The 26,526-nt window shown below is 44.3% G+C and carries 29 protein-coding genes; 21 read left to right on the top strand and 8 right to left on the bottom strand.

The features are described from left to right. The first annotated feature begins 34 nt into the window (after nucleotides 1-34). On the top strand, nucleotides 35-241 hold the full coding sequence (locus JWH17_RS17300; RefSeq protein WP_205223914.1) for a hypothetical protein: 207 nt from the start codon (nucleotides 35-37) through the stop codon (nucleotides 239-241). A gap of 197 nt (nucleotides 242-438) precedes the next feature. Here JWH17_RS17300 and JWH17_RS17295 read toward each other — a convergent pair whose 3' ends face one another. The 3 genes from JWH17_RS17295 to coaD all read right to left on the bottom strand — a co-directional run bounded on the left by JWH17_RS17295 (nucleotide 439) and on the right by coaD (nucleotide 2,743). Continuing rightward, nucleotides 439-1,020: an HD domain-containing protein gene (locus JWH17_RS17295; protein ID WP_205223913.1), complete on the bottom strand. Its 582-nt coding sequence runs from the start codon at nucleotides 1,018-1,020 to the stop codon at nucleotides 439-441. Between the two features lie 247 nt (nucleotides 1,021-1,267). Next, nucleotides 1,268-2,119, bottom strand: a complete 852-nt coding sequence (locus tag JWH17_RS17290) for a DMT family transporter (RefSeq protein ID WP_205223912.1) — start codon at nucleotides 2,117-2,119, stop codon at nucleotides 1,268-1,270. 135 nt (nucleotides 2,120-2,254) lie between these two features. Beyond that, nucleotides 2,255-2,743 carry a pantetheine-phosphate adenylyltransferase gene (coaD, locus tag JWH17_RS17285; protein WP_205223911.1) on the bottom strand — a complete coding sequence of 163 codons (489 nt, stop codon included), beginning with the start codon at nucleotides 2,741-2,743 and terminating at the stop codon, nucleotides 2,255-2,257. Between the two features lie 272 nt (nucleotides 2,744-3,015). On the opposite strand from coaD, the gene JWH17_RS17280 reads away from it, so the two are divergent. The 8 genes from JWH17_RS17280 (at nucleotide 3,016) to JWH17_RS17245 (ending at nucleotide 9,208) form a co-directional block, all read left to right on the top strand. After that, on the top strand, nucleotides 3,016-3,210 hold the full coding sequence (locus JWH17_RS17280; protein ID WP_205223910.1) for a hypothetical protein: 195 nt from the start codon (nucleotides 3,016-3,018) through the stop codon (nucleotides 3,208-3,210). 391 nt (nucleotides 3,211-3,601) lie between these two features. Then, nucleotides 3,602-4,264, top strand: a complete 663-nt coding sequence (locus JWH17_RS17275; RefSeq protein ID WP_205223909.1) for a M15 family metallopeptidase — start codon at nucleotides 3,602-3,604, stop codon at nucleotides 4,262-4,264. Nucleotides 4,265-4,403: 139 nt separating this feature from the next. Further along, nucleotides 4,404-5,213: a hydroxyethylthiazole kinase gene (gene thiM, locus JWH17_RS17270; RefSeq protein WP_205223908.1), complete on the top strand. Its 810-nt coding sequence runs from the start codon at nucleotides 4,404-4,406 to the stop codon at nucleotides 5,211-5,213. A gap of 10 nt (nucleotides 5,214-5,223) precedes the next feature. Further along, nucleotides 5,224-5,844, top strand: coding sequence for a thiamine phosphate synthase (thiE, locus tag JWH17_RS17265; protein WP_205223907.1), 621 nt, complete (start codon nucleotides 5,224-5,226; stop codon nucleotides 5,842-5,844). Between the two features lie 56 nt (nucleotides 5,845-5,900). After that, nucleotides 5,901-6,722: a bifunctional hydroxymethylpyrimidine kinase/phosphomethylpyrimidine kinase gene (thiD, locus tag JWH17_RS17260; RefSeq protein WP_205223906.1), complete on the top strand. Its 822-nt coding sequence runs from the start codon at nucleotides 5,901-5,903 to the stop codon at nucleotides 6,720-6,722. Continuing rightward, nucleotides 6,676-7,509 carry an ABC transporter ATP-binding protein gene (locus tag JWH17_RS17255; protein ID WP_232371159.1) on the top strand — a complete coding sequence of 278 codons (834 nt, stop codon included), beginning with the start codon at nucleotides 6,676-6,678 and terminating at the stop codon, nucleotides 7,507-7,509. The genes thiD and JWH17_RS17255 overlap by 47 nt, the downstream gene beginning before the upstream one ends. Then, nucleotides 7,506-8,255 (top strand): ABC transporter permease, encoded by a 750-nt coding sequence (locus JWH17_RS17250; protein WP_205223905.1) that lies wholly within the window; start codon nucleotides 7,506-7,508, stop codon nucleotides 8,253-8,255. The genes JWH17_RS17255 and JWH17_RS17250 overlap by 4 nt, the downstream gene beginning before the upstream one ends. Further along, the gene (locus JWH17_RS17245) at nucleotides 8,255-9,208 is read left to right on the top strand and encodes an ABC transporter substrate-binding protein (RefSeq protein ID WP_205223904.1); all 954 of its coding nucleotides are present in this window, start codon (nucleotides 8,255-8,257) and stop codon (nucleotides 9,206-9,208) included. Before JWH17_RS17250 ends, JWH17_RS17245 begins: the two co-directional genes overlap by 1 nt. A gap of 113 nt (nucleotides 9,209-9,321) precedes the next feature. Here JWH17_RS17245 and JWH17_RS17240 read toward each other — a convergent pair whose 3' ends face one another. Then, the gene (locus JWH17_RS17240) at nucleotides 9,322-10,185 is read right to left on the bottom strand and encodes a hypothetical protein (protein ID WP_205223903.1); all 864 of its coding nucleotides are present in this window, start codon (nucleotides 10,183-10,185) and stop codon (nucleotides 9,322-9,324) included. Between the two features lie 96 nt (nucleotides 10,186-10,281). Then, nucleotides 10,282-10,683: a C-GCAxxG-C-C family protein gene (locus JWH17_RS17235; protein ID WP_232371160.1), complete on the bottom strand. Its 402-nt coding sequence runs from the start codon at nucleotides 10,681-10,683 to the stop codon at nucleotides 10,282-10,284. Between the two features lie 387 nt (nucleotides 10,684-11,070). Here JWH17_RS17235 and JWH17_RS17230 point away from each other — a divergent pair, with 387 nt between their 5' ends. From JWH17_RS17230 to JWH17_RS17220, 3 genes are all read left to right on the top strand, one after another. Further along, nucleotides 11,071-11,718, top strand: a complete 648-nt coding sequence (locus JWH17_RS17230) for a 3'-5' exonuclease (RefSeq protein ID WP_205223901.1) — start codon at nucleotides 11,071-11,073, stop codon at nucleotides 11,716-11,718. Nucleotides 11,719-11,748: 30 nt separating this feature from the next. After that, on the top strand, nucleotides 11,749-12,036 hold the full coding sequence (locus tag JWH17_RS17225; RefSeq protein WP_205223900.1) for a transcriptional regulator: 288 nt from the start codon (nucleotides 11,749-11,751) through the stop codon (nucleotides 12,034-12,036). Nucleotides 12,037-12,260: 224 nt separating this feature from the next. Beyond that, nucleotides 12,261-13,184: an AEC family transporter gene (locus JWH17_RS17220; protein WP_205223899.1), complete on the top strand. Its 924-nt coding sequence runs from the start codon at nucleotides 12,261-12,263 to the stop codon at nucleotides 13,182-13,184. Nucleotides 13,185-13,224: 40 nt separating this feature from the next. Here the strand turns inward: JWH17_RS17220 and JWH17_RS17215 are convergent, their stop codons facing one another. Both JWH17_RS17215 and JWH17_RS17210 read right to left on the bottom strand, forming a co-directional pair. Continuing rightward, nucleotides 13,225-14,841, bottom strand: coding sequence for a protein adenylyltransferase SelO (locus JWH17_RS17215; protein ID WP_205223898.1), 1,617 nt, complete (start codon nucleotides 14,839-14,841; stop codon nucleotides 13,225-13,227). Nucleotides 14,842-14,977: 136 nt separating this feature from the next. Further along, nucleotides 14,978-15,364, bottom strand: coding sequence for a RidA family protein (locus JWH17_RS17210; protein ID WP_205223897.1), 387 nt, complete (start codon nucleotides 15,362-15,364; stop codon nucleotides 14,978-14,980). A gap of 227 nt (nucleotides 15,365-15,591) precedes the next feature. On the opposite strand from JWH17_RS17210, the gene JWH17_RS17205 reads away from it, so the two are divergent. The 9 genes from JWH17_RS17205 (at nucleotide 15,592) to JWH17_RS17165 (ending at nucleotide 25,200) form a co-directional block, all read left to right on the top strand. Next, entirely contained in the window at nucleotides 15,592-16,176 is a 585-nt protein-coding gene (locus tag JWH17_RS17205; protein WP_205223896.1) for an isochorismatase family protein, read from the top strand. Continuing rightward, the gene (locus tag JWH17_RS17200; RefSeq protein WP_269755878.1) at nucleotides 16,176-17,516 is read left to right on the top strand and encodes a nicotinate phosphoribosyltransferase; all 1,341 of its coding nucleotides are present in this window, start codon (nucleotides 16,176-16,178) and stop codon (nucleotides 17,514-17,516) included. The genes JWH17_RS17205 and JWH17_RS17200 overlap by 1 nt, the downstream gene beginning before the upstream one ends. Before the next feature lie 36 nt (nucleotides 17,517-17,552). After that, complete coding sequence (locus JWH17_RS17195; RefSeq protein ID WP_205223894.1) at nucleotides 17,553-18,191, top strand: class I SAM-dependent methyltransferase; 639 nt, start codon at nucleotides 17,553-17,555, stop codon at nucleotides 18,189-18,191. A gap of 51 nt (nucleotides 18,192-18,242) precedes the next feature. Continuing rightward, the gene (locus JWH17_RS17190; RefSeq protein ID WP_205223893.1) at nucleotides 18,243-18,971 is read left to right on the top strand and encodes an NYN domain-containing protein; all 729 of its coding nucleotides are present in this window, start codon (nucleotides 18,243-18,245) and stop codon (nucleotides 18,969-18,971) included. A gap of 9 nt (nucleotides 18,972-18,980) precedes the next feature. Beyond that, nucleotides 18,981-19,682, top strand: coding sequence for an aspartate/glutamate racemase family protein (locus tag JWH17_RS17185; protein ID WP_205223892.1), 702 nt, complete (start codon nucleotides 18,981-18,983; stop codon nucleotides 19,680-19,682). 115 nt (nucleotides 19,683-19,797) lie between these two features. After that, on the top strand, nucleotides 19,798-20,679 hold the full coding sequence (locus JWH17_RS17180; RefSeq protein WP_205223891.1) for a DMT family transporter: 882 nt from the start codon (nucleotides 19,798-19,800) through the stop codon (nucleotides 20,677-20,679). Between the two features lie 328 nt (nucleotides 20,680-21,007). Continuing rightward, on the top strand, nucleotides 21,008-21,364 hold the full coding sequence (locus JWH17_RS17175) for a TusE/DsrC/DsvC family sulfur relay protein (protein ID WP_205223890.1): 357 nt from the start codon (nucleotides 21,008-21,010) through the stop codon (nucleotides 21,362-21,364). A 33-nt stretch (nucleotides 21,365-21,397) separates the two neighbouring features. Beyond that, nucleotides 21,398-21,652 carry a hypothetical protein gene (locus tag JWH17_RS17170; RefSeq protein ID WP_205223889.1) on the top strand — a complete coding sequence of 85 codons (255 nt, stop codon included), beginning with the start codon at nucleotides 21,398-21,400 and terminating at the stop codon, nucleotides 21,650-21,652. A gap of 608 nt (nucleotides 21,653-22,260) precedes the next feature. Next, nucleotides 22,261-25,200: an ATP-binding protein gene (locus JWH17_RS17165; RefSeq protein ID WP_205223888.1), complete on the top strand. Its 2,940-nt coding sequence runs from the start codon at nucleotides 22,261-22,263 to the stop codon at nucleotides 25,198-25,200. Nucleotides 25,201-25,618: 418 nt separating this feature from the next. Here the strand turns inward: JWH17_RS17165 and JWH17_RS17160 are convergent, their stop codons facing one another. After that, nucleotides 25,619-25,999: a hypothetical protein gene (locus JWH17_RS17160; RefSeq protein WP_205223887.1), complete on the bottom strand. Its 381-nt coding sequence runs from the start codon at nucleotides 25,997-25,999 to the stop codon at nucleotides 25,619-25,621. Between the last annotated feature and the right edge of the window lie 527 nt (nucleotides 26,000-26,526).

The raw sequence follows: 26,526 nt of genomic DNA, 5'->3' as shown, positions 1-26,526 counted from the left end.
GTATCATTTCTAACTTAACCAAGGAGTGAATACCATGGCCGACGTAGAAAAAGATTATCAAGATATGAAAAGCGAATGGGGTGGGTATGAATCAATGGTTTGGATCAGAGATAAGGATGGAAAAGAATACGCCTGTTACCTAAAAGATGTTAAAGGCATCAAGGCCAAAGAAGACCTTAGCGAAGAAGAAAAGGCCAAATGTATGGACGTCAGTCAGATAGTCGGCACTGAGCGCTGGTAAGCTTCGCTTAAGCAAGATTTCCACTGACCCAGTAGTATATATTTACCAAAAAGCCCCGCATCAAAAGATGCGGGGCTTTTTTTTTTTCAAAAAAGACTTTTAGGGCCTTGTGTAGAGAGTCAATAAAAGGTCTGTTGAGTGGGCTACTTATGAAAAATATACTCACTCCGGGATATTGTCAAAGGAGGCGTTACCCTTTACTCGTCAATATTTCCTTTTAGTCCTATGGATTCTGCAACTTCCCGCATTCCCATGATAGTGTCGTTTATTAGATCGCCAAGCTCTACACCAAGCATGTCTGCACCCCGTTCAATAATCGAACGATCCACTCCTGCAGCAAAGCGCTTGTCCTTCCATTTTTTCTTTACCGATTTGGCTTTCATGTCCAATACACTTTTTGATGGGCGGACAAGAGCACTGGTTGCAACCAAACCGGTCAATTCGTCGATGGTATAAAGGACTTTCTCCATCTCACTCTTTGGTTCCACATCGCTGCATATTCCATAACCATGACTGACGACTGCACGTATATACTCTTCGGGCCAGTCATTTTCCTTTAAAATAATTTCTGTTTGAGTGCAGTGTTGCTCTGGGAATTGTTCATAATCAAGGTCATGGATCAAGCCGATGATACCCCATTGTTCCTCGTCAGCTCCTCTTTTTCTGGCAAAATATCGCATGACGCCTTCAACCGCCAAAGCATGTTTAATCAAGCTCTCAGATTGATTGTATTGTTTCAGCAAAGCAAAGGCTTCTTCTCTTGTTGGTACTTGAGACATGGTATTTTTCTCCAACAGTTATGAGTGAATTTCAAGGCAAAGTTGTTTATGAGCGGGTCAAACAAGCTCGAGTCCGTAAGTTATAAGAACATTGTTAGCCAAAAAACGAGCTGTTGCCATGGTGTCGCGACCTTTTACATATCGAGCTGATGCGGTTTTGTCAAATTGAAGGTCGTTGTGATATACATGATGAACGATCAATACCTTGTTCCTGACATAGCTTGAACTGATATTAAATCCGGGCTGATCAGGGGTTGCGGGCATAAACTAATAAACCTGTAGAGCAGCCGGCTATTCCTAGGATTTCTCGCGCAACAAGTGCTTCTCCCAAAAATAACCATGCGAAAAGAGCAGTTATAACAGGAACAAAAGACATGTATAAAGACACTGTTATGGTGCCAAGGTAGCGAAGCGCATATGCCACACACATGAGAGCAATCACATTAACGATTATCCCTTGATACACAGCTTGGGTGATGATATCTGAACTTGCGCTTTGCAAGAGGTTAGAGGGGAGTAAAAACCATAGTGGTACAAACAAAAGAACATTGGATACCGCAACAGTGACAATGGTATCTTGCCAGGTGAATCCCCATTTTTTAACACCTGTCATATGCATTGTGTAAACAGTTGCAGCCCCTAGTAAAAGCGAAATTCCAAGAAGATGGTCACGAGCAAGCAGGTGTGAACCTGCCATGGTAATGTTGGCCAGAAAAATGAGTATGACAGCTACCCATCGCCTAAAAGATATTTTCTGGGTAAAAACAAAATAGGCGACCACGGCTCCCAATACCGGAAGCATGCCATTTACCAGCACTCCTGCTTGAGCAGCCTTTATCTGTCGCAATCCATAAAAAGAAAAAAGAGTATAGGGAAAGCCAACCCCTAGGCCAACTATGAGGTATTGGTAAAGAGGAAATTTGCGCCATTGATGCTTTACTATAAGAGGGATAATGGTAATAAATGCAGTGCAATAACGTAAGAGAGTGATGTCTGCTGGTTGCAGGGAAGTATGCACTCCATGGCGTGAAATGGTTATCCAGCCCGACCAGATAAAAACAACGAGCAGAGCTGCGTAGTAGGGCCTAACAGTATGCATGGACACCTTTTTAAAGAAGGGGAGAGCTACTGCGATAAGAGTAGTCAAGAGGGGGCGAGAGAAAAGTAACAGTAGGGTTACAGGTTGGATTCCTCTCTATATTCTGCTTGGTGCGGGACAAGTACGGCTGTTATTCTATTCCCCGAATTTCTTCAGCATCCGTTGGCAAACAGTTGGCGGAACATATTCTTGAATGATATCTTCCCAACCATCGGCACCAACCAACCCTTTAACGAGACTTGAACTCACTTCAACAAGATTTCTGGGAGACATCATGAATAAGGTCTGTATAGTTGCGTTCATGTTACTATTGACATAGCGCATGCCACGTTCGTAGGTGTAGTCACCTTCGTTACGAATCCCTCTGAAAATATAATCTGCATTGACAGATTCCGCATATTTGACCAGAAACTTATTTTCGATTGTCACCACTTTGACGTTTTCCTGGTCTATACAGAGTTCTTCTATCATCTCAACCCTTTCCTCAAGGGTGAATGAATATTTTTTGTGAGCATTTTCACCTACAGCGATAAAAAAGGTATCAAAAAGTCTGATGCCTTGTTTAAACATCCACAGATGTCCGTTGGTCGGCGGGTCATAACTTCCGGCGTAAATCCCTATCATGACAAGTGGGTGGGCTGATTAATAAAATCGACTTTTTGCTTCCGCAAATGCCGTGCCTGGAGATGGAAAGCGAACCTACTCAGTGTTTTTAAAACTGTCAATCGATAATAAAGTCTTTCAATGACTTCTCTTGCATAGATTTTTTGACAATTGCAATTGAACATTATACAATTCAGCAAGACCTTGATTTATTTCTAACCCACTTAAATGTAAAGCGAAAAAGGCATGGCTACTGGTTGCCGTTTTCTTTGCTCGACGGTTTATACTTTTTTATGAAAAGACCCGAGTACCTCAAAGACGATTACGTTATTTTCCTTGACGAGTTAATGGCATCCGGCCAGATGACTTCTTTTAAGGTCAGTCAGATCCTTATGCACAGGTTTCCGCTTTTGAGTTATGAAGAGGTTAATAATATACTGGCTTACTGGATTTATACGTATAATGATCGTCATAGAGTAGAAGAGTAGGCTGATTAGCCCTAAGGTCTTGCTTCTTTTTTTTTGTCTCAGGTTGTGAGTCCCCCCGCGTAATCATCGCTTCCCCTCTTGTTCTTAACCCTAATCATTTTTTTACCTAAGCAGACAGAGAACTGCTTGTCTTTCTTCCTTACCCCGGGAGAGTGTTGGCGGTCTATGCCTTGTCTGTACTAAAAAAATCAATATGTCTCCTGAGGCCACGATAGTCAATACTTCAGAGCTTTTTACCGCACGTTACCAAAGGAGATTGCAGGAACAAAAGCTATAAGGTATACAGCCGGAAAGAAAGGTAAGTTGGACGATAAAAAAAATCGTATCCAAGAAAATAACAGTTCATAACTCAGCCGACAGGCTCGATAAAAAAATCAGGAAACGGCAAGAAATGCGACTGCACATAACATGTATTATCTGTTTATTCGTAACCCTTTCTTTTGCCTGCACGCCGGTCTCTTCGAATTTTACACGGTCTGAGGAGCCGGAGATAGAGATACTCCAAGATACGAAAAAAGTAGAACAGAAAAGTGAGAATATATATGAAACCGTCGTTATAGGCGGTAAAGTGTATAAGGTTCCCGATCAGTGGCAGGGACGCAAAATTATAGCCCCCTCTTTGTCCTTTCCCGCGTTAACCAGGATACCTGAAAGCCTATCCTACAAACAAAGTAAACTGTTTATGCTGGATGCTGCCAATCAGGCATTGCAGGAGATGGCTGAAGGAGCGGATGAGGATCAGGTGCAACTGCTTGTTCATTCTGCGTATCGGTCACTTTGGTATCAACGGAAAATTTTCATGCGACGGTTTGAGAAAGGAAAAAGTTTCGAAGAGGTTGTTCGCTTTGTTGCGCCTCCCGGATATTCAGAACACGCGCTCGGAACAGTTGTTGATTTCTATCCCAGCGATTGGCGGTTTGCAGGTACGCCGGCCTATGCGTGGCTGAAAAAAAATGCGGAGCGGTACCATTTTTTTGAAAGCTACCCGGAACATGGTGAGCCGGGATCGGCATGGGAGGCCTGGCATTGGCGATGGATTCCACCAGGTAATTGATGTAATACGCTCAAATCCATAAATGCTTGACTTCATAATTGAATTTTCATATAGACTGCAGAGCTGTAGATGATGTTACTGCAACCCCTAAGTATTCTAAAATACGGGCGTGTCGGCCAACAATCCAACAGAGGTACTCATGAGCAAATTTTCCAGACAGGCAGCTGAGAATTTATCCAAAGTACGTGAACGCAAGCCTCTTATTCATAACATTACCAATTTTGTGGTCATGAACTATACCGCAAATGTGCTGCTTGCCGCAGGTGCGTCTCCGGTGATGGCCCATGCCGAGCATGAAGTCGAGGATATGGTCGCTTTTGCCGGCTCTCTGGTGCTCAATATCGGCACACTCACGGATAAATGGGTGGCATCCATGATCAGGGCAGGGAAAAAAGCCACAGAATTAAAGACCCCCATCGTATTAGACCCTGTTGGAGCAGGAGCCACTCCTTTTAGGACAGCTACTGCCAAAGAAATACTCCAGGAAACCGCGGTTCATGTGGTACGGGGAAATGCCTCTGAAATTCTTGCCTTACGAAATACCCAGTCGGTTGTTACCAAAGGGGTGGACAGTCTACATTCCGTGGAAGAAGTTGCCGCCACCGCCGCCTTATTAGCGGAGGAGTTGAAGACAACACTGGCCGTTACCGGCCCTGTTGATTTGGTTACCGATGGAGATCGTGTTCTCCATATATCCAACGGGCATTCGCTCATGCCGTTTGTTACTGGTACAGGGTGCTCAGCCACGGCACTGGTTGGTGCTTTTGCAGCGGTAGATCCAGATCCGGTTACCGCCGCAGCAACGGCTTTGGCTTTTTTCGGCTTAGCAGGCGAAAACGCTGGAAAAACGGCTGCTGGACCGGGATCGTTTATGACACTGCTGCTTGACGAGTTATACGCAATCACTCCCGAAGAATTGGAATCAGGGGCCCGGATTACTGAAGGATGATACCCGTCGTATGGATTATTCTCTTTACCTTGTAACTGATCGCTGCCTCTCCAAGGGGCGAAGCTCTGAAACCATTGTTCGTGCTGCAATTCGTGGTGGCGTCTCCTGTGTACAGCTTCGCGAAAAAACCTGTTCAACCCGCGATTTTCTTAAAGAAGCATATCTTCTGAAAACAGTATTAGAACCACACAAGATCCCTTTGATCATCAATGACCGTATTGATATTGCCCTTGCTGTCAGAGCAGAAGGAGTGCATCTCGGCCAAAGTGACATGCCTCTTTGGGATGCCCGAAAGATTGTTGGTGACGATATGATCGTCGGCATCTCAGCAGAAAGTGTTGAAGATGCTGTTGTCGCTGAACAACAGGGAGCGGATTACATTGGTATCAGTCCTGTATTTGCCACTGCGACCAAGGACGATATTGCTCCTCCGTTGGGATTGGAAGGGGTACGTCAGATCCGTGAAGCAGTTAGTCTACCGTTGGTAGGTATTGGTGGTATCAATGCCAATAACGGCCATCTGGTTTTTCAGGCCGGAGCCGATGGAATTGCAGTTGTATCTGCTATTGTATCTGCGGATTGCCCGGAGTCGGCAACAGCAGAGCTGAAAAAAACCATTCAACGAGGGTAAACCAGAGTCCGATTTATTTTCATTCTTCTTTTTTTTATATATTCTTCCTTATTATTATGAACGTAGAGACCGGAAAAAAATATCATCGTGTTTTAACCATCGCAGGTTCTGATAGTGGCGGCGGAGCGGGAATTCAAGCTGATTTGAAAACTATTGCCGCTAACGGCTGTTATGGGATGAGTGTCATTACTGCGCTTACCGCACAAAATACTGTGGGCGTAAGCGGCATTCATCCGGTTCCAGTTGCCTTTGTTGAGCAGCAACTGGAGGCGGTTCTCTCGGATATTGGTACAGATGCTGTAAAAATCGGTATGCTTTTTTCTCCCGATTTAATCCATATGATTGCCGAAGTGCTGTATACATTTCAAGTTGATAATATCGTACTGGATCCAGTCATGGTCGCCACCAGCGGAGATAAATTACTCCGGGATGACGCTATTGAAGCCCTGAAAACAGCGTTGATACCCAAGGCGGATATCATTACTCCCAACCTTCCTGAGGCCTCGGTGCTGCTGGGCCGTGAGCTCAACAGCTTGGAGATGCTTAACCAGGCGGCAAGGGACCTCTGCCAACTTGGCTGCAAAAATGTTTTGATTAAAGGTGGTCACCTGGAAGGTCAGGAGAGTGACGACTGTCTTTATTTAAGTGAGACAGATGAAATGATTTTTTTACCTGCCAAACGAATTGTCACAAACAATACGCATGGTACAGGTTGTACCTTATCCTCTGCTATTGCCGCAAATATTGCCAGGGGGTATGGCGTGGCCGAGGCCGTACAAAAAGCAAAAGAATATATCCACGGCGCTATTGCTGCCGGTGCAGATTATGTGATTGGACGAGGACACGGACCGGTCGATCACTTCTACAAGTACCATTGAAATCGCTCTTCATCACCAACACTCTGTAATGTCACTGGAGAACGGGAAAGCACCGTCTATTATTTTTAAGGATGTTTCTCTTTCCCTAGGCGGTGAGAAAGTATTTGAGCGTCTTTCCATGACCATCGAGGGCGGCAAGTGCACTTGTCTCTTGGGGCCGAGCGGATGTGGAAAATCGACCTTACTTCGTCTGCTGTCCGGTGCTCCGTCTTTTGCTTACGAGGGGACTATCAATATTTGCTCTGAGGGTGGAGAAGCAGAGAAAAAGACCGCCTGGATGAGCCAGAATGACTTACTGCTTCCCTGGTTTTCCCTGCAGGATAATATTATTTTGGGAGCAAAGCTGCGTCATCAGGTTTCCCCTGCTGTTATGGCGAGAGCTTCTGCGTTGATTGCTGCCGCAGGGCTTTCCGGATATGAGCAGACCCTGCCTGCAGCACTTTCCGGCGGTATGAGGCAAAGGGGAGCTTTGCTGCGGACCTTGATGGAAGAACGTCAAATACTGCTCATGGATGAACCTTTTTCAGCCTTGGATGCGCTGACCAGGATGAAACTGCAAAATCTTTCAGCGGAGCTCACTCGTGGGGCTACTGTTGTTCTGGTCACCCATGATCCCATGGAAGCTCTGCGGATGGGCAATACCATTATGGTTCTTTCCGGGAAACCGGCTCAGGTTCAATGTAGGGTAGCTTTGGCCGATGATCCACCGCGAGAAGCCAATGATCCGGAAGTGCAAAAACATTTCAGTATTTTGTTGAATGAACTCTTGGATGAATCTTCCCAATGAAAGGGGTACGGCTGGTTGTCCTCGCTGTCGGTCTTGTCTGCTTATGGCAGGTTGTTGTCACCCTTACCGGTGCTCCTCATTATATTCTGCCGGATCCTGTACGCGTATTTCAGGCACTACTTAGCCACTTTCCCGTTTTGCTGCAGCACCTGCAGATAACCGGTGCTGAAATCATGCTCGGCTTCCTGCTGGGTGTTTTTTTGGGAACCGGCACTGCCCTGACTATGTTTTTGTCGCCTTTACTTAAACGGTGGGTGTTGCCTCTGCTGGTTATCAGTCAAGCCATTCCAGTGTTTGCTCTGGCACCCATTCTTGTCCTCTGGTTCGGCTATGGCATGGCGTCAAAAGTAGCCATGGCTGTACTGATTATTTATTTTCCGGTAACGGCTTCTTTTTATTATGGGATGCAGCGGACAGATCCTGATTTGTTTGAACTGGCACGGGTTATGGAAGCTCGGCCATTGGCAATTATGCGCTATATAGTTATTCCTTCCGCCTTACCTGCATTTGCCTCGGGTATCCGGGTGGCTACGGCTGTGGCCCCGATTGGTGCCGTTGTAGGGGAATGGGTTGGTTCTAGCGAGGGGCTGGGATTTTACATGCTGCATGCCAATGCGAGAATGCAAATCGATGTCATGTTTGCTGCCCTGACTGTACTCTCCATAATGGCGTTGTTTTTTTATTTTTCGATTGATTACTTACTGGATAAACTTATTTTTTGGGAATCAAAACAAGGGATTATGTAATGAACAAAAAAACTATTACCACTGCTCTGCTGCTGTTAGCGCTTGTGCTGGGTACCTCTGGTTCAGCCATGGCCAAAGAAAAGATTACCCTGTTGCTGGATTGGTTTATCAATCCGGACCATGCTCCCATCTTTGTGGCGCTTGAAAAGGGATATTTTGCAGACAAAGGCCTGGAGGTGGAGATCATTGCGCCATCCAACCCTAACGACCCACCCAAATTTGTCGCGGCCGGCAAAGCAGATATAGCCGTATCTTATCAGCATCAGCATCAAATGCAGGTCGACCAGGGGCTGCCTTTAGTCCGAATTGCTACAATGGTCGCGACACCACTCAACTCGCTGGTTGTTTTGGCAGATGGGCCCATCAAGTCTGTTGCTGATTTAAAAGGAAAAGCCGTCGGCTATTCAGTAGGTGGTTTTGAAACCGTGCTGCTCAAGGTCATGCTTGAAAAAGAAGGGCTTACTCTAGATGACGTGAAACTGGTTAATGTCAATTTTTCGTTGTCGCCGTCACTCTTTTCCGGGCAGGTTGATGCCGTGATCGGTGCATTTAGAAATTTTGAGCTCAACCAGATGGACATAGAAAAACGACCTGGTCGTGCCTTCTATGTAGAAGAGTTTGGTATCCCCGCCTATGATGAATTGATTTTGGTTGCGCATAAAGAAAATATCAGCCGGAAAAAATTACGCTTGTTTGTCGATGCCCTGGAACAAGGGGTCCAATACTTGGTTAATCATCCTCAAGAGAGTTGGCAGCTTTTTGTCAAGGGAGACAGAAAAAATCTCGACGACGAGTTAAACCGGCTGGCCTGGAAAGATACCCTGCCACGTTTTGCGCTCCGTCCCGGAGCATTGGACCACAAACGTTACAACCGCTTTGCGGCTTTTTTGAAGCAGCAGGGAACTGTAACCAATGTTCCAGCTATGGAGAATTGGGCAGTGGAACTTAAGTAAGGTGGTATACAACGGGATATAGAGTTTCTTCATCTGCGTGAGCATATATCATAATAGAAAGGGGCGTTCTGTATGATCAGAACGCCCCTTTTGTATGGATTTAAATAATGCTGTTATTTGTGAGGGTCAAATTGATTTTTAAAAGTCTTATTACAGTGGTTTTCCATCTGTAAGACGCATTTACGTATGGCTTTGTTCTGTTCCTGCCATGTTTGGTAGTCAGGAGTACTGAGCAGGAGTTGATAGAAGTTGAGTGCATTTTCAAGCCCAACCCACTTATCCAGCTGTTCCGCTGGAAACTGTTCATCCACCTGATCAGGATGAGCTTCCTGCTGATAAAAGGCAAGTGAACCAAAATAGAGGGCCAATTCACCCACCAGCGTCCAATAGAGATCACGTATAGCCGGTACAGCATCACAGGCTGCAATTTCCTGCAAGCAACGATGTACTCCATGATCACCAATAGAAATACCTTCAAATTGATAGCGGCCATCAGTTGGTGGATCATCTCCGTTTACCTCATGCCACATCATGAGAGTATAGGTACGGGTACTTATTTTTTTGGCTTGAAATTTAGACCAGAGTAGAAACTCATGATAATAGCGTGCGAGCATCTTTTCCTGGTTAAAGGTGTAGAGATGTCCGTTATCTTTAAAAAACTGTATGAAGTTGGATAGGTGGACCAATTCATTAGTGATGCAATGAATATAGGAAATTCCCTTGATACGGTCCTGGTTGACAAACAGCTTATGGGTACTGGTTCTGTTGTTGGGAAAGACGACTGTTGCGTATGGGTTTTCTGTACCAATCGTTCTTTCCGGGTCAAGAAACTCCTCACAGTCTTGCAGGTAGTGGTCGGTTTTTGTCACCGGTAAATCAGAAGGGATCAGCGATGGGTTGATTTCGCTTTTAGAGGTAAATCCCAGCCCCTTTTCTATGTTTTTACTTTCTTGTTCAGAAAAATTAATAAATTCCATTAGGTTCCTCGTTCACAAACAATAAAAGAGCTTATTTTCAGGGCGCAGGAGGAGAAAATGCTCACTCTGCCAGGTAAAAATCAGCCTTTTTTGGGCTCAGTTCCGGGCAGTTTCCTGTTCTAAAAGTTCTCCAAGCAGAGAGGCGGTTTCTCCGACCAGCTTAATACATTCTTTTCTGCGACTCTCCGGATTTTTGTAAAAATCTCTTGCCTGATTTCTATCGTTCCAGTTGATTCTGGCAATATGCTTACATTCGACGCCCCCATACTCCAGGGTTAGTTCTGTAAACCTAGCCATAAACTGATGGCTGAGTTTCCACATGCGGGGATTTTCCTTTTCCTCAAGACTACCCCGACTATACAAGCTGGAAATAACCGCCACCCCAGCAAGCATTGCCCCGCAAACATTACCTGAACCGGCAACACCGCCACCAAATGCACCGAATGCCTTGATCACGTTAGGATCTGCTATCCCAAGTTTTTCCTGACCCACGGCCAGAACTGCCTGACTTCAATGCATTCTTTGCTTGTAAAGCTCACTTGCCTTTTCTCTCATTTCCTCCGGCCGCATATTTTCTCCATGTTAAAAAAATAAATAGAAAATCTGGAACCCTACTGTATTTTAGGGAAAAAAGCATGAAACTATTAAGAAACACCGCACCAGGTCACCGGTTGTAGTGCTATGTACACACAAAAACATAAGGCATATCCCGGCTAAGAAGCTCAAGCGAAGATGCCGAAACGTAAAAGACATCCCAACGATTTTTGTTGAAATCATTAAAAAAAAAGATGTTATTGTTGCTGAAAAGGGAAACTGTTACTTATGAACCATTTCACATAAGCCTGAGACCTTAGTAGCAACAAAGAAAGGATAAGATTAATCAGTATGCAGGAAGAAGCAGTAATAGTTTTTGATTTTGAAACAACCGGATCGTCTCCCAAGATGGGTGACCGTCCGATAGAAGTTGGTGCTGTAAGGATTGAAAATCGCATGATCGTCGATACGTTTCAAAGTTTGATGAACCCGGGATTTACGATCACTTCATTTATTGAATCCATAACCGGGATAGGCAATGATATGCTCCTTAATGCCCCTCCCTGTGAAGAGGTAATGGAACAGTTTGCCGCTTTTATAGGAACCACGCCCCTTGTCGCCCACAATGCCTCCTTTGACCGGCAGTTTTTAGACAGTGAATTGGAACAATTGAACCTGTATCCGGAGAATGCCATGGCATGTTCTATGCTCATTAGTCGACGGATATTTCCCAATGCACCAAACCATAAACTGCGCACCCTGATTGAATATTGTGGACTTGCCAATAACGACGTTTTTCATCGTGCGTTAGAAGACGCTGAAAAGACAGGGCATCTTTGGATCACCATGTGTGATACAATTTATGAGACTTATGGATTGGAAAAAATACCTTTTCCCTTAATGCAGCAATTGGAAAAAATGAAAAAAGTGAAGGTGGAAGCCTTTTTTGAACGTAAAGTGGTAGAACAGAAGAACAGTATGTTACATCTGTGGAATTAAAGTTGTTTGTGAGCTTTTTAAGTAAAGAGTATGGATCAGAAAACAATTCGTCAACAGATACGGGAGTTGCTTAGTTTCTCACCGATGAGCGCTCGTGAGATTTCCCAGGAAGTACATGTTAGTGAAAAAGAGGTCTATGAGCACCTCATACATATCAACCGTTCACTTGCTGCAACGCATAAAAAACTGGATATAGAGCCTGCTGCCTGCCTCCATTGCGGGTATGTCTTTCGGGACAGGAGGCGTTACTCACCTCCAAGTCATTGTCCAAAATGTAAACAGACCCATATCAAGCGCCCTCTCTATCTTATTCGGTAGTAACTGTTCGGCAGCACCCCGACTCACCACGACCTGCCCGTACAGCATACCGATGTATCGAAGTCGGGGCAACCTGCTCAATCGGTCAGCTTATGAACATTTAGAGCGCTGCTGAACAGTTACAGCTCTTGGTAGATTAACCGTTTTTATAGTTTCGCTGAAGCTACATTCGATAATCCAATTTATCTCTGACCTGGTCAGTAATTCAATAATAGCCCACGCCCATGATGGTTCTTAATGCTCTTTTCCCAGTCATCGCGATAATCTGTGCAGGTATCGCACTCCAAAAAACACATTTTCTGGATGCCGCATTTTTTCGGAGCAGTGATCGACTGGTCTATTTTGTTTTATTTCCAGTGTTATTATTTTGGAAAATTGGGGCGGCTCCCCTTGATCCAACTCAGGATACGCACTATTTGGCGGCGATTGGCTGCGCAGTGCTGGCAGTTTTTATCGTCAGCCTTTTTTTTGTACGTATGGCCGGAGTAGAGGCGTTTAAGGTCGGGTCATTTAGCCAAAGTTGTTATCGTTTCAACACATATATCGGCATGGCTGTGGTTATCAATCTTTTTGACGAAAAAGGCGTACAGCTTTTCGGTATTCTTGTTGGCCTGGTTATTCCCTTCATTAATGTTCTTTCTGTTAGCGTCCTGATCTGGTTTTCGGGCAAAGAACAAAATGTAATGGACAAGCTGCTGGGGACTATTAAAAGTCTCCTGGTCAATCCTCTAATCATTGGCTGTCTCTGCGGCCTTGCTTACGCACGCCTGGTTGGAGGATTTCCTTCGTACATAAGCAATACGCTGCAGCTGCTAGCTTCCACCACCTTGCCGCTGGCACTGTTATCCATTGGGGGATCTTTAACCTTCCGTGGGCTTCAGGGAAATTTTTGGTTAGCCATGGCAGGTGCATGTTTTAAATTGGTCCTTCTGCCCCTTTTCGGATTATTTTTTCTGGCAATTTTTGGAGTTAGCGGTCTACCCTGGCAGGTCAGTCTGCTGTATCTCTCTTTGCCCACCTCAACTGCTATTTATGTCCTTTCCTCACAGTTGCACTCAGACACGGATCTTGCCTCTGCAGCTATTGTTGTCTCCACCTGCTGTGCCTTTGCGACCATGTCCATCGCCATTTATTGGATCACCATATAACCGAGCAGCAGTAAATTTTTACCACTGCAATGGAAATTGGTCAGGAACTACAGGAAAGCATAGAGCAACCAGGCCTGTTTCTAGCCCATTCCGGTCTTTTCTGGGCATATTGTTCTTTATCCGGCTGGTCTTTGTAGGGTTGCCGCATGACATCGAGCAATTCGGTAACAAGGGAACCGTCTCCTTGCTCGGCGGCATCAATGGCTAACTGGGCAAGGTAATTTCTAAGGACATATTTCGGATTAACCCTGTTCATCCGTTCGTGTCTTTCACTCGAAGGCATTCCTTCATTTTGGAGACGTTTTGCATACATCTGCAACCATTTCTGTAATCGTTGCCAATAGTCATCATTAATTTGGGTTGGATTATAATAAGCATTGTAAAAGGGCAGCGCGGTTGGTTCAAATGCTTTACCGGTAGCCATTTTTTGTCGATCAAAAGCTGCAAGATCGCGGAAAAAGATGGTCATATCCGTTTCTGTCAGCTGTAAAAGGGTATACAACTCGTCAAACAACGGTTGATCGGTATGTTCAGCAACTTCTCTGATGCCAAGTTTAGCGCCAGTCATGGCTAAGTATTGTTTCTTAAAATTAATACTATAGCGTTGTAGCGCCTTTTCAAACGGTGCTGCATCGTTTACCAATGGGTACAGGGCGTTGGCTAATTGGGATAGATTCCATTGCGCAATTTTAGGCTGATTGCCAAAGCAATAACGGCGTCCCATCCTATCGGTCGTGTTTGGAGTCCAATCTGGGTCATATCCTTCCAGCCATCCATATGGCCCATAGTCAATGGTCTGGCCGAGAATTGACATATTATCGGTGTTCATTACACCGTGGACAAAGCCGACTCGCATCCAATGAATGACCATGTCTAGGGTAGAGGTACAAACTTCTTCAAAAAGCCTGATATATGTATCTGTTGCCGGTTCCCCAAGGTGGGGAAAGGAAGTCTTGATTGTATAATCAACAAGCCTTTTCAAGGCCTCGAGTTCTCCTCTTGCCGAGTGAATTTCAAAGTTGCCGAAACGGATAAAAGAAGGGGCTACTCGACAAACAATGGCTCCTGGTTCTTCTTGTGGATGTCCGTCATAAAACATATCCCGTTCAACAGGGTCCCCTGTGACAATAAGGCTCAATGCTCTGGTGGTGGGCACGCCCAAGTGAAACATGGACTCACTGCATACATATTCTCTCAACGATGAGCGAAGCACGGCTAATCCGTCAGCATTTCGCGAGTAAGGCGTTGCCCCTGCTCCTTTTAATTGAAGTACCCAACGTTCATTTCTTTTATTGATGATTTCCCCAAGGTTGATTGCCCTGCCGTCACCTAGCTGACCGGCCCAGTTGCCAAATTGATGCCCGCCGTAACACATGGCATAAGGATCCATGCCTTGCAGAAGTGCATTGCCGGAAAATACATCGTTGAACCGAGATGATGTACAAGTATTAACAGAAAGATCCAGCAGTTCAGCAGTTTCCTCGGAAAAAGAGAGCAGGGTAGGGGCTGAAACCTTTGCAGGCCGGACCCTGGAATAATGTGCATTGGTAACCTGCCTCCGGTAATTAGCCGTTTCCGGATCGCCTGGTAACTCTCGGGTAAAACTGTTGTCAAAGACAAGGTGTTCAAATTTGTCTTTCTGGTCTATGTTTGTCATCTTAGAGCTGTAAGTAAAGATTGACTCCGCTTGCTCATTGTGGATGAGTACGTAATTGAGGTATCACACGTAACAGGCTTGACCGTTTAACCATTCAAACGGATTGTAGATGTCGTATATGGGTTCAATAACCGCACTATGCTTTGACTATCGCGATTGCTTCAATTTCCACCAGAACGTCTTTGGGCAAGCGGGAAACTTCGACGCAGGACCGTGCTGGAGGTTGATCGGAAAAATAGGTCGCATACACTTCGTTAAAATCAACAAAGTTATTCATGTCACTGAGAAAACAGGTTGTTTTTACTACGGACCCCATGTCGACATTCGCGGCAGCAAGAACGTGAACAAGATTATCAAGCACCTGTTTACTCTGCTCAGTGATACCGCCGCTGATGACTTCCATGGTTTCCGGATTCAGCGCTATCTGGCCCGAGGTATAGAGTACGTTGCCGATTTTTACCGCCTGGGAATATGGACCTATTGCTGCTGGAGCCTTTGGGGTGGAAATAATGGTTTTCTGCATTTTTTTATTTACTGTAGTTGGTAGGGGGAATTTGCCGGTGCTAACCGACGGAATAGTTACGACTTGTTTGTATAATATTCATTAATCAGAAAAAGGTACACCTGCGACATGCCACAGAGACTTTTTTCGATCAATCCGTTGCAAGCAGTTGACACCTATTAGACATCTCTTTAGGGTACAAACAGGTACTTTTTAACATTCTGAATATAAATACATAAAGTGAACCTATGATTTCGCCATTAGACCAATCGGATGCGCTGCTCCTCGTCGATGTTCAAAATGATTTTTTAGAGGGCGGCAGCCTTGCCGTTCCAGATGCTGATGCTATCCTGCCGGTGCTTAACAGGTACCTTGCTCTTTTTGCGGACCGATCCCTACAGATCGTTGCCAGTAGAGATTGGCACCCGGCCGAACATTGCTCTTTTGTGGAAAATGGTGGGCAATGGCCACCTCATTGTGTCGCTGATACTCCTGGTGCCGCCTTTTCCCAATCTCTGATCCTTCCCGCCTCTTGTTATGTTGTTTCCAAAGCCACCACCGCAGAGCATGAAGCCTATTCAGGATTTGATGGCACAGAATTAACCTCCTACCTCCAACAACACAGAGTCAAACGACTTTTCATAGGCGGGCTGGCAACCGATTACTGCGTATTACAAACTGTTTTGGATGCGCTTAAAAATGGGTTTGCGGTTGTCTTGCTGGTGGATGCGATAAGAGCAGTTGATGTGCAGAGCGGCGATGGTGCGCGAGCAATTGCCAAAATGATAGAGAACGGTGCGCAAACCGCAAAACTTACCGATATTAAACCATAATGAAAACCTCACCCTTATTTACGGACCTGTACGAGTTTACAATGATGCAGGGCTATTTTGACCAGCAGATGGACCAGGTCGCTGTTTTTGAATTTTTTGTCCGCAAGTTACCGGAGCAAAGAAATTTTCTCGTCGCTGCCGGGCTACAGCAAGTGGTTGAGTATCTGGAAAATCTTTCATTTTCAGATGCAGACATCAACTATTTACGTTCAACTGGTTTTTTCCACGAACAATTTTTGACCCACCTCAAAGATGTCACCTTTGAGGGCAATGTGCATGGTGTGACTGAAGGGACCGTTGTTTTTGCGGGCGAGCCATTAGTACGCATAACAGCTCCTCTTCCAGTGGCGCAGTTGGTGGAAACACGAATAATCAATATTTTGATGTTTCAGACCATGATAGCTTCCAAGGCGGTTAGAATGCGGCTGACAGCTCCAGAGGAGGTGCTTATCGATTTTGGACTCCGGAGAGCGCATGGGGAAGAGGCCGGGCTATTGGCAGCCAGAGCAGGTTATCTTGCAGGGCTTGATGGGACAGCTACCGTGCAGGCCGGATTGTTGTTCGATCTTCCGATATTCGGTACCATGGCACATTCTTTTGTTCAAGCTCATGAATCTGAAATGGAAGCTTTTCGTAATTTTGCAAAAAGCCAACCGGATAATGTTGTTTTGCTCATCGACACCTATGACACTGAAAAAGGCGCTGAAAAAGTCGTTGCCTTGGCCCCGGAGCTATCCGCTCAAAATATTTCCATAAAAGGGGTTAGAATTGATAGTGGTGACCTTGTTGAATCCGCTCGGAAAGTACGTGCAATATTAGACCGAGGAGGTTTGGAAAACACCAAAATTTTCTTGAGTAGCAGTCTTGATGAGTATGTCCTTGCTGCTATCAAGACTGCTGATGCACCTGTTGACGGCTATGGCATTGGTACACGAATGATAACTTCATCAGATTACCCGTATCTCGATTGCTCCTATAAATTAGTTGAATATGCCGGCAAAGGGCGAAGAAAACGGTCTTCTGGAAAAGAAACCTGGCCTGGTCCCAAACAGGTGTATCGTCAATATGATGACAACGGATTTTTGCACAAGGATATTTTGACTGTTGACGGCGACACACTTCCAGGAAAACCATTGATTCAGACAGTAATGGAAAATGGCAAGCTCATTCAGCCACTTCCATCGTTAAGAGCGTCAAGGGATCATGCCCAGGCCGAACTCACCAGCTTGCCTGAGCCGTTTCGGCGGGTTGATACCACCACAACATATACTCTTGAAATATCCTCGGCATTGCGCCTTCTCACCGAGCAAGTAGATGCTACTCGTGACAACATTGCTTAATTGTTTTTCTGAAAGAGGTAATGAATAGAAAACACTATGAGAAAGAACTTGGCGAGAGCAACACTGCATGCATACAATAAAAACGCAGACAACTATCTCAAAAAATTTGGTAATTTTGAACCATACAGAGAAAAAATCGAGTTGTTTAGCCAAAAATATATTCCCAAGCATGCCAAGGTTCTTGATTTAGGGTGCGGACCAGGGGGTAACGCCAGGTTGATCCGAGAGAGGGTCCCAACTTGTTCCGTTACCGGGGTCGATGTATCCCAAAAGATGATAGCCCTGGCGAGACAGCTGGCTCCTAAAGGGGATTTTATTGTTGAGGATATCCGGCAGTTCATGCCTGATCGTTTATTTGATGTTGTCATAGCCTCTTTTTGTATAGTTCATTTGACAGACCAGGAGACAGCTGCGCTGCTCTCAACCCTTTCCAAGGGAATGGCTGAGAATGGCTACCTTTATCTCAGTTTCATGGAAGGCGATGGAGAGGGCCTGGAAAGGACCAGTTTCTCAACAGAACATATATATTTCAACTATTATCAAACCAACCGGATTCACCGCCTGCTCTCTCAAAATTTATTTGAGGTGCAGGAGGTGCTCACCGAAGATTATGTTGAACAGGATGGCTCCATTACCCAGGATACTTTTATGTTTGCCGTTAAAGTGAATAATTGATGGGGCGTACATCAACTGCTGATTACCGCACATTCATCACGGAGGGTATAGATGAAAAAAGATATTCGGATAGCGCTGTTAATTGATTGCGATAATGTTAGTCATAGTTCAGTGGAAGGGGTCCTGGAAGAGTTGGCAAAATATGGAACAGTGAATGTGCGCCATGCGCATGGAGACTGGAAGAGCAACAGATTATCCGGATGGGTGGAAAAGCTTCATCCCCATGCCATTCGACCAGTGCAGCAGTTTGCTTATACAACAGGCAAGAATGCAACTGATGCGGCCATGATTATCGATGCCATGGACCTGTTGTACAGTAATAATATTGATGTGTTTGCTTTGATGACAAGTGACAGCGATTTTACACCGCTGGTTTTACGCATCCTTGAAAGTGGTATGGCAGTTTACGGTTTTGGGGAAAAGAAGACACCATTGCCATTTGTCCATGCCTGTTCCCAGTTTATTTATACGGAAAATCTGGAAAGTACCCCAGAGGAAAAGACCGAAACGACCAAGGGTATAGAAAAAAAATCCCGTAACGAACTCAGAGGTGACACTGCTTTGGTTAAGCTACTGAGAACGTCTCTTGAAAAGGTTTCTGAAGAAGACGGATGGTCGGATCTCAGTAAGGTGGGAAAATATATTTCCAATAACAGTTCTTTTTCGCCGATAAACTACGGCTACAAGAAGCTGAGTGAGCTTATCAGGGCCAGTGAATTGTTTGAGGTTGAAATGCGAAACAATAACACTTCCATCTTTGTTAAAGACGCAAGGCAGTAGAAAAAGTTCATGAAAACAATAGGTTTGCTCGGCGGAATGAGCTGGGAAAGTACTGTTGGCTATTATCGCGCCATAAACATGGGCGTTAAATCAGCGCTTGGCGGATTACATTCTGCAAAAATCGTCATGTATAGTGTTGATTTTGACCCCATAGAAAAATTGCAACATCAGAATAACTGGTCGGCAACGGCAAGCATTCTTGCTGATGCTGCCAGCAAGATTGAAGCAGGAGGTGCGGACTTTTTGCTTATCTGTACCAACACAATGCATAAAGTTGCCCAGCAGGTAGAAGAGGCAATCAATATTCCACTGCTTCATATAGCAGATGCTACAGCAGAGGCTCTCCTTAATGATGGTGTTTCTACTGTTGGCCTTTTGGGTACCGGATTTACCATGGAAGAGGACTTTTATAAGGGGCGGTTACATACTAAATATGGGGTAAATGTAGTGATTCCCAATCCTGCAGACAGAGCCATCGTTCATGATGTAATTTATCGGGAGTTATGCCAGGGAAAAATTACGGGCCAATCAAAAAAAGAATATCTCCGCATCATAGAGAGTTTAGCAAAAAAAGGTGCACAGGCAGTCATTCTCGGTTGCACTGAAATAGGGATGCTGGTCAAACAGGAAGATACCGCTACAGCGTTGTATGATACAACCATTCTTCATGCAAGCAAAGCCGTTAAGTATGCGCTTTCCAGCTGGCGTTGATATTTGGTCGCCTCCATATTCAGTATCTGCGGTGGTAAAATTTGGGTTGCGCTTTGAATGTGAGCGAATTTTCTATTCTTCCAAGACACCCTAGCGCAATCAACGGTCAAGGGAGATGTTAAACAACAAACTACAAAGCCTGCTTTCCGTCCATATCGCTGTCGCGTTATTTGGGGTAGCAGGTATTTTTGCAAAGCTCCTTGCCATTGAACCGGCACTAATCGTTTTTGGCCGTACTTTTTTTGCGTGTCTTGCCCTGCTCGTTGCCCTCCCTTTGATGAAAGTAGATGTGCGACTGAAAGAGGGCAAGGATGCTCTTGGATTCCTTCTCATGGGAACCATTCTTGCTTTGCATTGGGTGGCTTTTTTCCATTCCATCCAGGTATCAACGGTGGCAATCGGACTCCTAACTTTTTCAACTTTTCCGATTTTCGTCACTTTCCTTGAGCCGTTTTTTTTTAATGAGCGACTGCAAATGATAGATATCTTTGTTTGCCTAGTCGTCTTCCTTGGCCTTATTTTGGTCATCCCTGATCTGAATTTTGAAAATAATCTTACGTTAGGTGCCTTTTGGGGTGTATTTTCCGGGCTTACTTTCGCTGTTTTATCTGTCCTTAATCGTACATTTGTATCAAACTATCCGGCGATGACCATCGCCTTTTATCAGAACATGATTGCCAGCCTGGTTTTACTTCCTGTTGTTGGTGGGACTTTTCTTACAACAACGGTGCATGAGATGAAGTTATTGATTCTTTTGGGTGTTGTTTTTACAGCACTGGCTCATTCCTTTTTTATCAGGGGGCTGTTGTACGTAAAAGCGCAACTGGCAAGTGTTATAGCCTCCCTTGAACCTGTATATGGAATAGTGCTGGCGATGGTACTGTTAAAAGAAATTCCTACCGTACGTGAAGGTATAGGCGGCTGTATCATCGTTGGTGCAATCGTTTTGGCGACCAGGTTTGGAGGGAAAAAAGGTGGACAGGAAATAGGCGCTTGATTTATCACTTTTACAAACCACGCTTCTCAGTAACCACAAGAGCTCCAGGACGTTCCACCTTGTAAAACGAACATACATCCTTATCTTTTATACTAAGGAAAAAACAGGATATGCATTCAGTTTTGTTTTCATAGAGACTGGTAATCTGTTGTGATAGTGTTTCCTTCCTGTTTACCTTGCGCAACCATGCCGGTATATACAACTCGGCATTCATCATACACTGTGAAGTTAACAATTTTCATTTGTTGTAAAACATAAACAGTGTGTCTTGGGTTACTCGCTAGTACTGCCTCTATGAATTACTCATTTCACATATTGGAGGCCTGCCATGGGTTCTGTACGTTATATGGGAAAAGACATAGCACTTGATAGTGAAGGATTTCTTCTAGCAGGGGAAGACTGGAACGAAGATATAGCGAAAAAAATAGCAGCTAGAGAAGGGCTGGACAATTTAAACAAAGAACAGTTGGAAATAATTACCTTTATGAGAGAATATTTTTTCAAATACAAGGTTTTTCCAATTCTGAACAATGTGTGCAAGATTGTCCACCAACCTAAACAATGTGTTAACGAACAATTCTTAAATCCTGAAATTGCTTGGAAAATAGCAGGACTTCCTAAACAGGAAGGGTTTCATTTTATTAGTATGGACGGGAAAACCTATAAAATGGAATCATGTTGCTGACTTGTTAGTCCTACGATACAGAGAGGTGACCTTATGTATTCAAGCAAAGAGTTACGCCAAAAAATTAGAGCAATGTATCCTCAAATTGATCAGGCAGGCGCTGAATTTAATGTTCGCTATGATGAGAAGAATAGAGCATGGTTGCTCCATCTGAAAAAGGATAACCATGAGTTGAATCATTATTTGGAATTAAATGATGCGGAAAAATGTCTTGATGGTACCCAGTGTGTCTCACTGGGGCTGGATATAGCCCAGATGTTTAATCATATAGAGGAAAAACAATTCTAGCCAAGATTTCCCATGCTAAAAACATTGTGTCAATTTGTTCAATTGTAAACATTTTCAGCATGTAGTGTGAAAGTACATGGAGTTGCAAATTTGCACAATGTTTACTAAAGGTCAGTCCATCCGGCATCATTTTTTTCAGTATTTTGGTAATGACTATAGGGTACTGTCGGAGTCTGTGCGCTTACCTGGAGTCTACGCTTACTCGAAGTCTCCTCTTACCCGGAGTCTGCGCTTACCTATTCATCGGCAAAAATTTTGAATCTGACACCGCCAGAGCTGGAGAGAAAACAGGGCAGAGGTATTGTAAATATTTTAACCTGTAAATTGTATTGAGTTGACTCTTTCCTTGAAAAGCAGGGAAACTTCGTATATGTCTGAACTTATTATTAGAATAATCTTATGACATTGCGGATAACGAAAATTGCAGAACACAACATCGGCTAGTGAAAGTATCTTCTTGTTCCGTGTTGAGTTCTGTAACTTGTTTGCTTTTTAATTTTTAGTATCTGCCACGATGGTACGCGGCTGATTCTAAAAAGAAAAGGAACAGCGTGAGAAAGGTTCAGCATACATTTTATGGTTTTGGCACAATAAGCAGAAACTTGGCAATGCTCGTTCTTGTCGCTCTCTTACCGGCAATGATGATTCTTATCTTTACCGGAATTGAGCAGCGGAATCGTTCCATAGAAGCAGCCAAGCAGGAAATTTCCTTGCTGAGCCAGGCAATGGCGGAATTGCATATGAAAACCTCGCGTTCCGCTAAGCAGATGTTGGTCACCCTGTCTCAAATACCGGCGGTTCAAACATTGGACATAGATGTTTGTACTGTGGTTTTTCAAAATGTCCTTTCCCTTCATCCGGATTTTTTAAATATTACACTAACTGATCTTAATGGTGAAGTGCTTGCGGCCAGTAAGCCCATTCCTTCAGGCACTAATTTAAAGGATCGTAAGCACGTACGTGAGGCCCTGGAAAAGAGGGCTTTTGTAGCCGGTGAATTTATCATAAGTAAGTTTTTTCCTGCACTTCCTGCCTTTCCCTTTGCATACCCGGTGTTTGATAAGAACAACCAGATGAAAGCCGTCTTAACCACTGCTCTTAAGTTGGGCTATTTCTCTCATCTTCACGATATTTCAAAATTGCCGCAAAATTCATTTGTTGCCGCAACCGATCACAAGGGGATCAGGTTGTTTTATTACCCTCAAAAAGAGAAGACCAACCCCATTGGTAAACCGATTAGCTCTTTATCTTGGGAGCATACTAAAAGCGGGGATAGCAGTGGTGTTTTTATGGGGCAAGGGGCTGATGGAGTACAACGGATTTTTGCTTTTCAACAGGTTCGCTTCAATCCTGATGCCAAACCCAGTATGTACGCCTGGGCAGCTATCCCTGAAGAAGCAGTGCTTGCGCCTGCAAATGCTGCCTTAGCAAGAAATCTTTTTCTGTTGTTTTTAACCTCTGTTTTGTCACTCATTGTTGCCTGGATTATTGGCCAACGTACTCTTTTAATTCCCATTAAAAATCTGGTTGCAATAACCAAAAAGTTTGCTACAGGAACCCTGGATTTGCACAATAAACCAGCGTTACGGCCTGACGAGTTAGGCACTTTGACTGCAGCCTTTTATGAAATGGCAAATATCCAGGAAAGGAACCAAAAAAAGCTCATTGAAAATGAAGCCAGGTTTCGCCTGTTACTTGATGGCTTGGAAACACTTGTCAACGTAGTGGATATGGATACCCATGAGATTCTTTTTATAAATGAATATGGGAAAAAACTTTTGGGTGACATAACAGGACAAGTATGTTGGCAAAGTCTGCAAAAAGGACAAGCTGGTCCTTGTACGTTCTGCACCAATAAATCGTTGCTGAATGAAGATGGTACGCCAGGCAAAGGTTATTCCTGGGAATATGAAAACAATCGGATTAACAGGTGTTTTTTTGTTCATGACAGAACCCTTTATTGGGTGGATGGACGTATCGTCCGGCTCCAGGTTGCCATAGATATTACCGAAAAAAAACGTGCGGAAACCCTGCTTGCAGAAGAAAAAGAACGCTTGGCAGTGACAATGCAGAGTATTGGTGACGGTGTTATCACCACTGATTTTGCCGGTAATATTGTGCTGCTTAATAAGGTGGCAGAAGATATTAGCGGTTGGATGACAGCAGAAGCAATCGGAATGCCACTGGAACAAGTGTTTCAGCTTGTAGACGCGCAAACACGTAAAAAATGTATGCCCTCTGTTGATCACATTATTAATGCCGGCCCGACAATTGGGATAGAAACGCAGCCCGTTTTAATTACAAAAAATGGAGCAGCAAAAAGTATTGAATATAGCGGTAGCCCGATTCGTGACAGTCAGTCGGAGGTTATAGGGGTGGTTCTTGTCTTTCGTGACGTTACAGAACTATTAAAGACAAAGAAAGAACTTCTCAAAATGAAAAAATTAGAATCTGTCGGTCTACTCGCCGGTGGAATTGCCCACGATTTCAACAATATCCTTACAGCCATTCTCGGTAATATTAATTTGGTTTCATTGGATAAATGTCTCAGTGATAGGGCAAAAGAGCTGCTTGCAGAAGCTGAAAAGGCATCACTCAGGGCCCAGGGACTGACCCAACAGTTATTGACTTTTGCTAAAGGTGGGGATCCTGTCAAAGAACTTTCTTCGCTCGAAAAAGTGATAAAAGATTCCGCGGAGTTTATTCTGCATGGGAGGGCCGTGGCCTGTCACTACAACTTTCCCTCTGACTTCTGGCTCACCGATATTGATACGGGACAAATAAGCCAAGTTGTACAGAATATCGTGCTCAATGCCATTGCTGCCATGCCAAAAGGCGGGCTTGTAACCATTTCAGGGAAAAATGTACCAGTTCTTGACCAAGGGATCTTCCCGGATGGCAGTGGTAAATATGTAGAAATATCTATCCGTGATACAGGGATAGGAATGGATGCAGAAGCCATTGAAAAAATATTTGATCCCTACTTCTCGACAAAAAAAGAAGGCAGTGGCCTTGGGCTTGCCATTGCCCAGTCTGTTATCACCAAGCATAAGGGATACATAGCGGTCGAATCCCAACCAGGTAAAGGCAGTGCCTTTACCTTTTACCTCCCAGCCTCTAACGTGGGCAAGTTGCCTGCTAAAGCAATACAATCGAAAATAGTTTCTTCAAGATCGTTGAAAATTCTTGTTATGGATGACGACTCCATGGTGCGCAGCCTGACCGAGAGCATGTTAAACCACCTTGGTCACGAGGTGATTCTTACCAAAGATGGGCAGGAAGCAATTGCGACGTTTCAAAAAGCGCTTGATAACCATAGCCTCTTTGATTTGATTATATTGGATTTGACGATTCCCGGCGGCATTGGTGGAAAGGAGACGGCACAGCATCTTCTTAAGATGGACCCTCAAGCAAAAGTTGTTGTCGCCAGTGGTTATTCAACAGACCCAGTCATGGCCCGCTTCCGGGAGTATGGATTTTGCGCTGCATTGGTAAAACCCTTTAAGCTTGAGTCTCTATCTGCTGTTATCAGTGAAATAACAGGCTGATAGTGTGTGGTCCATTCTCCTTCCTATCTATAAGAGAGTCTGGGTGGCAATTTGACAGCTTTTTTTTCCAAATACTTTCTGAACCTTTTGATCCAAAATTGGGAAAACGTTTCAAGAATAGAGTGGAAAAGACATAAATTCCGGCCCTGAATGATTGATATTTCTTCCAGGCCGCACTCCTTGCCGCAAAGATGACAGCGGACGACAAGTTTCAATGATTTTTGCTTTTTTCCTTTATACTCCAGTGGTGGAAACGGCGAGACCAAACCCGGCCAACAGTTCCAATGCTGCATGTTTTTGGGTGTTACGTTATTTGTCAGTAACAAGTTTTCCCTGCGGGAGCGTATTTTTCTCATTTTGTCAATCACCTGCATGCTCTAGTAAAAATAGGCGTGCTATTTAACGGAATGCTGATCTGTCACCAATGATTATGTTGACCAGCGGGCTGAAACAAGATCCCCCACATATCTGCGGGTACCATAAAAGATTTTTCAATTAGGACGCTGTGGCTACCTAAGAGTTGCCTCATATTCTCAAACTGGTCCTGCATATCGACAAAAAGTGTTTCGAGGTCAACCCCCTTTTGCTCGGCCATTTTTTGTAAAGTATATGGGATGTTTTCCACCGCTGACACAGGGTCAAAATCTCTGTTTCGTAAGTCTTGATAGACAATAGTGCCGAAACGCATCAATTCCTGTTTTTCCATATCCGTCAGCTGATGGATATATTGTCCAATCAGCCAGCCGAGTTGACTGAGTTGCAACCGTTCTTTAAGAATTTGCTCAGTTTGGAATTCCATAGCTTGGACCTCCCTTAGTTTGTTCAGATTAATACTTTGCTTTTTTTCTATACCTGGGAAGCGTTGCAGTCCGTTGTTGATAGATTGAATAACCATAAGATACCTCTCTTCTGTAGGGTTTTAGCCGGAATTTTTCATGAACATCGTGCTGATTTAGACGATGTTCACCAAAGGTAAGGCCACAACCGGCAACATATATTGAGTATTGTGGCAATGTATAGAGGTAGCTCTCCAAGTCTTCGCTTACCCGGCCAAAAAAATGGTTGAGTTTCATGCATAATCAGAAAAAAATGAAAAAGCACAATCTGTCATGACCCAGGAAGAAGGGAAGAATGGAAGGAAACCTGTGTCATGACAGTTCGTGCATGTTCATGAGCTACTGTTGTTTGTTTACGCTTAGCCCGACTTTCGCAATTCGCGACCATGTGGACGTGTAACTTGCTGTTTTTCCATAATCGACAATTTTAGGTCGGCACTACACGGCTTTTTTACAGGCCGCTTTGTCTGCTGCAATCCGTGGCGGAGGT

The sequence above is a fragment of the Desulfogranum marinum genome, from assembly GCF_016918565.1.
Lineage (GTDB): Bacteria > Desulfobacterota > Desulfobulbia > Desulfobulbales > Desulfobulbaceae > Desulfogranum > Desulfogranum marinum.
Note: the sequence above shows the minus strand (reverse complement) of the source record. Positions and strands in the feature narration are given on the sequence as shown.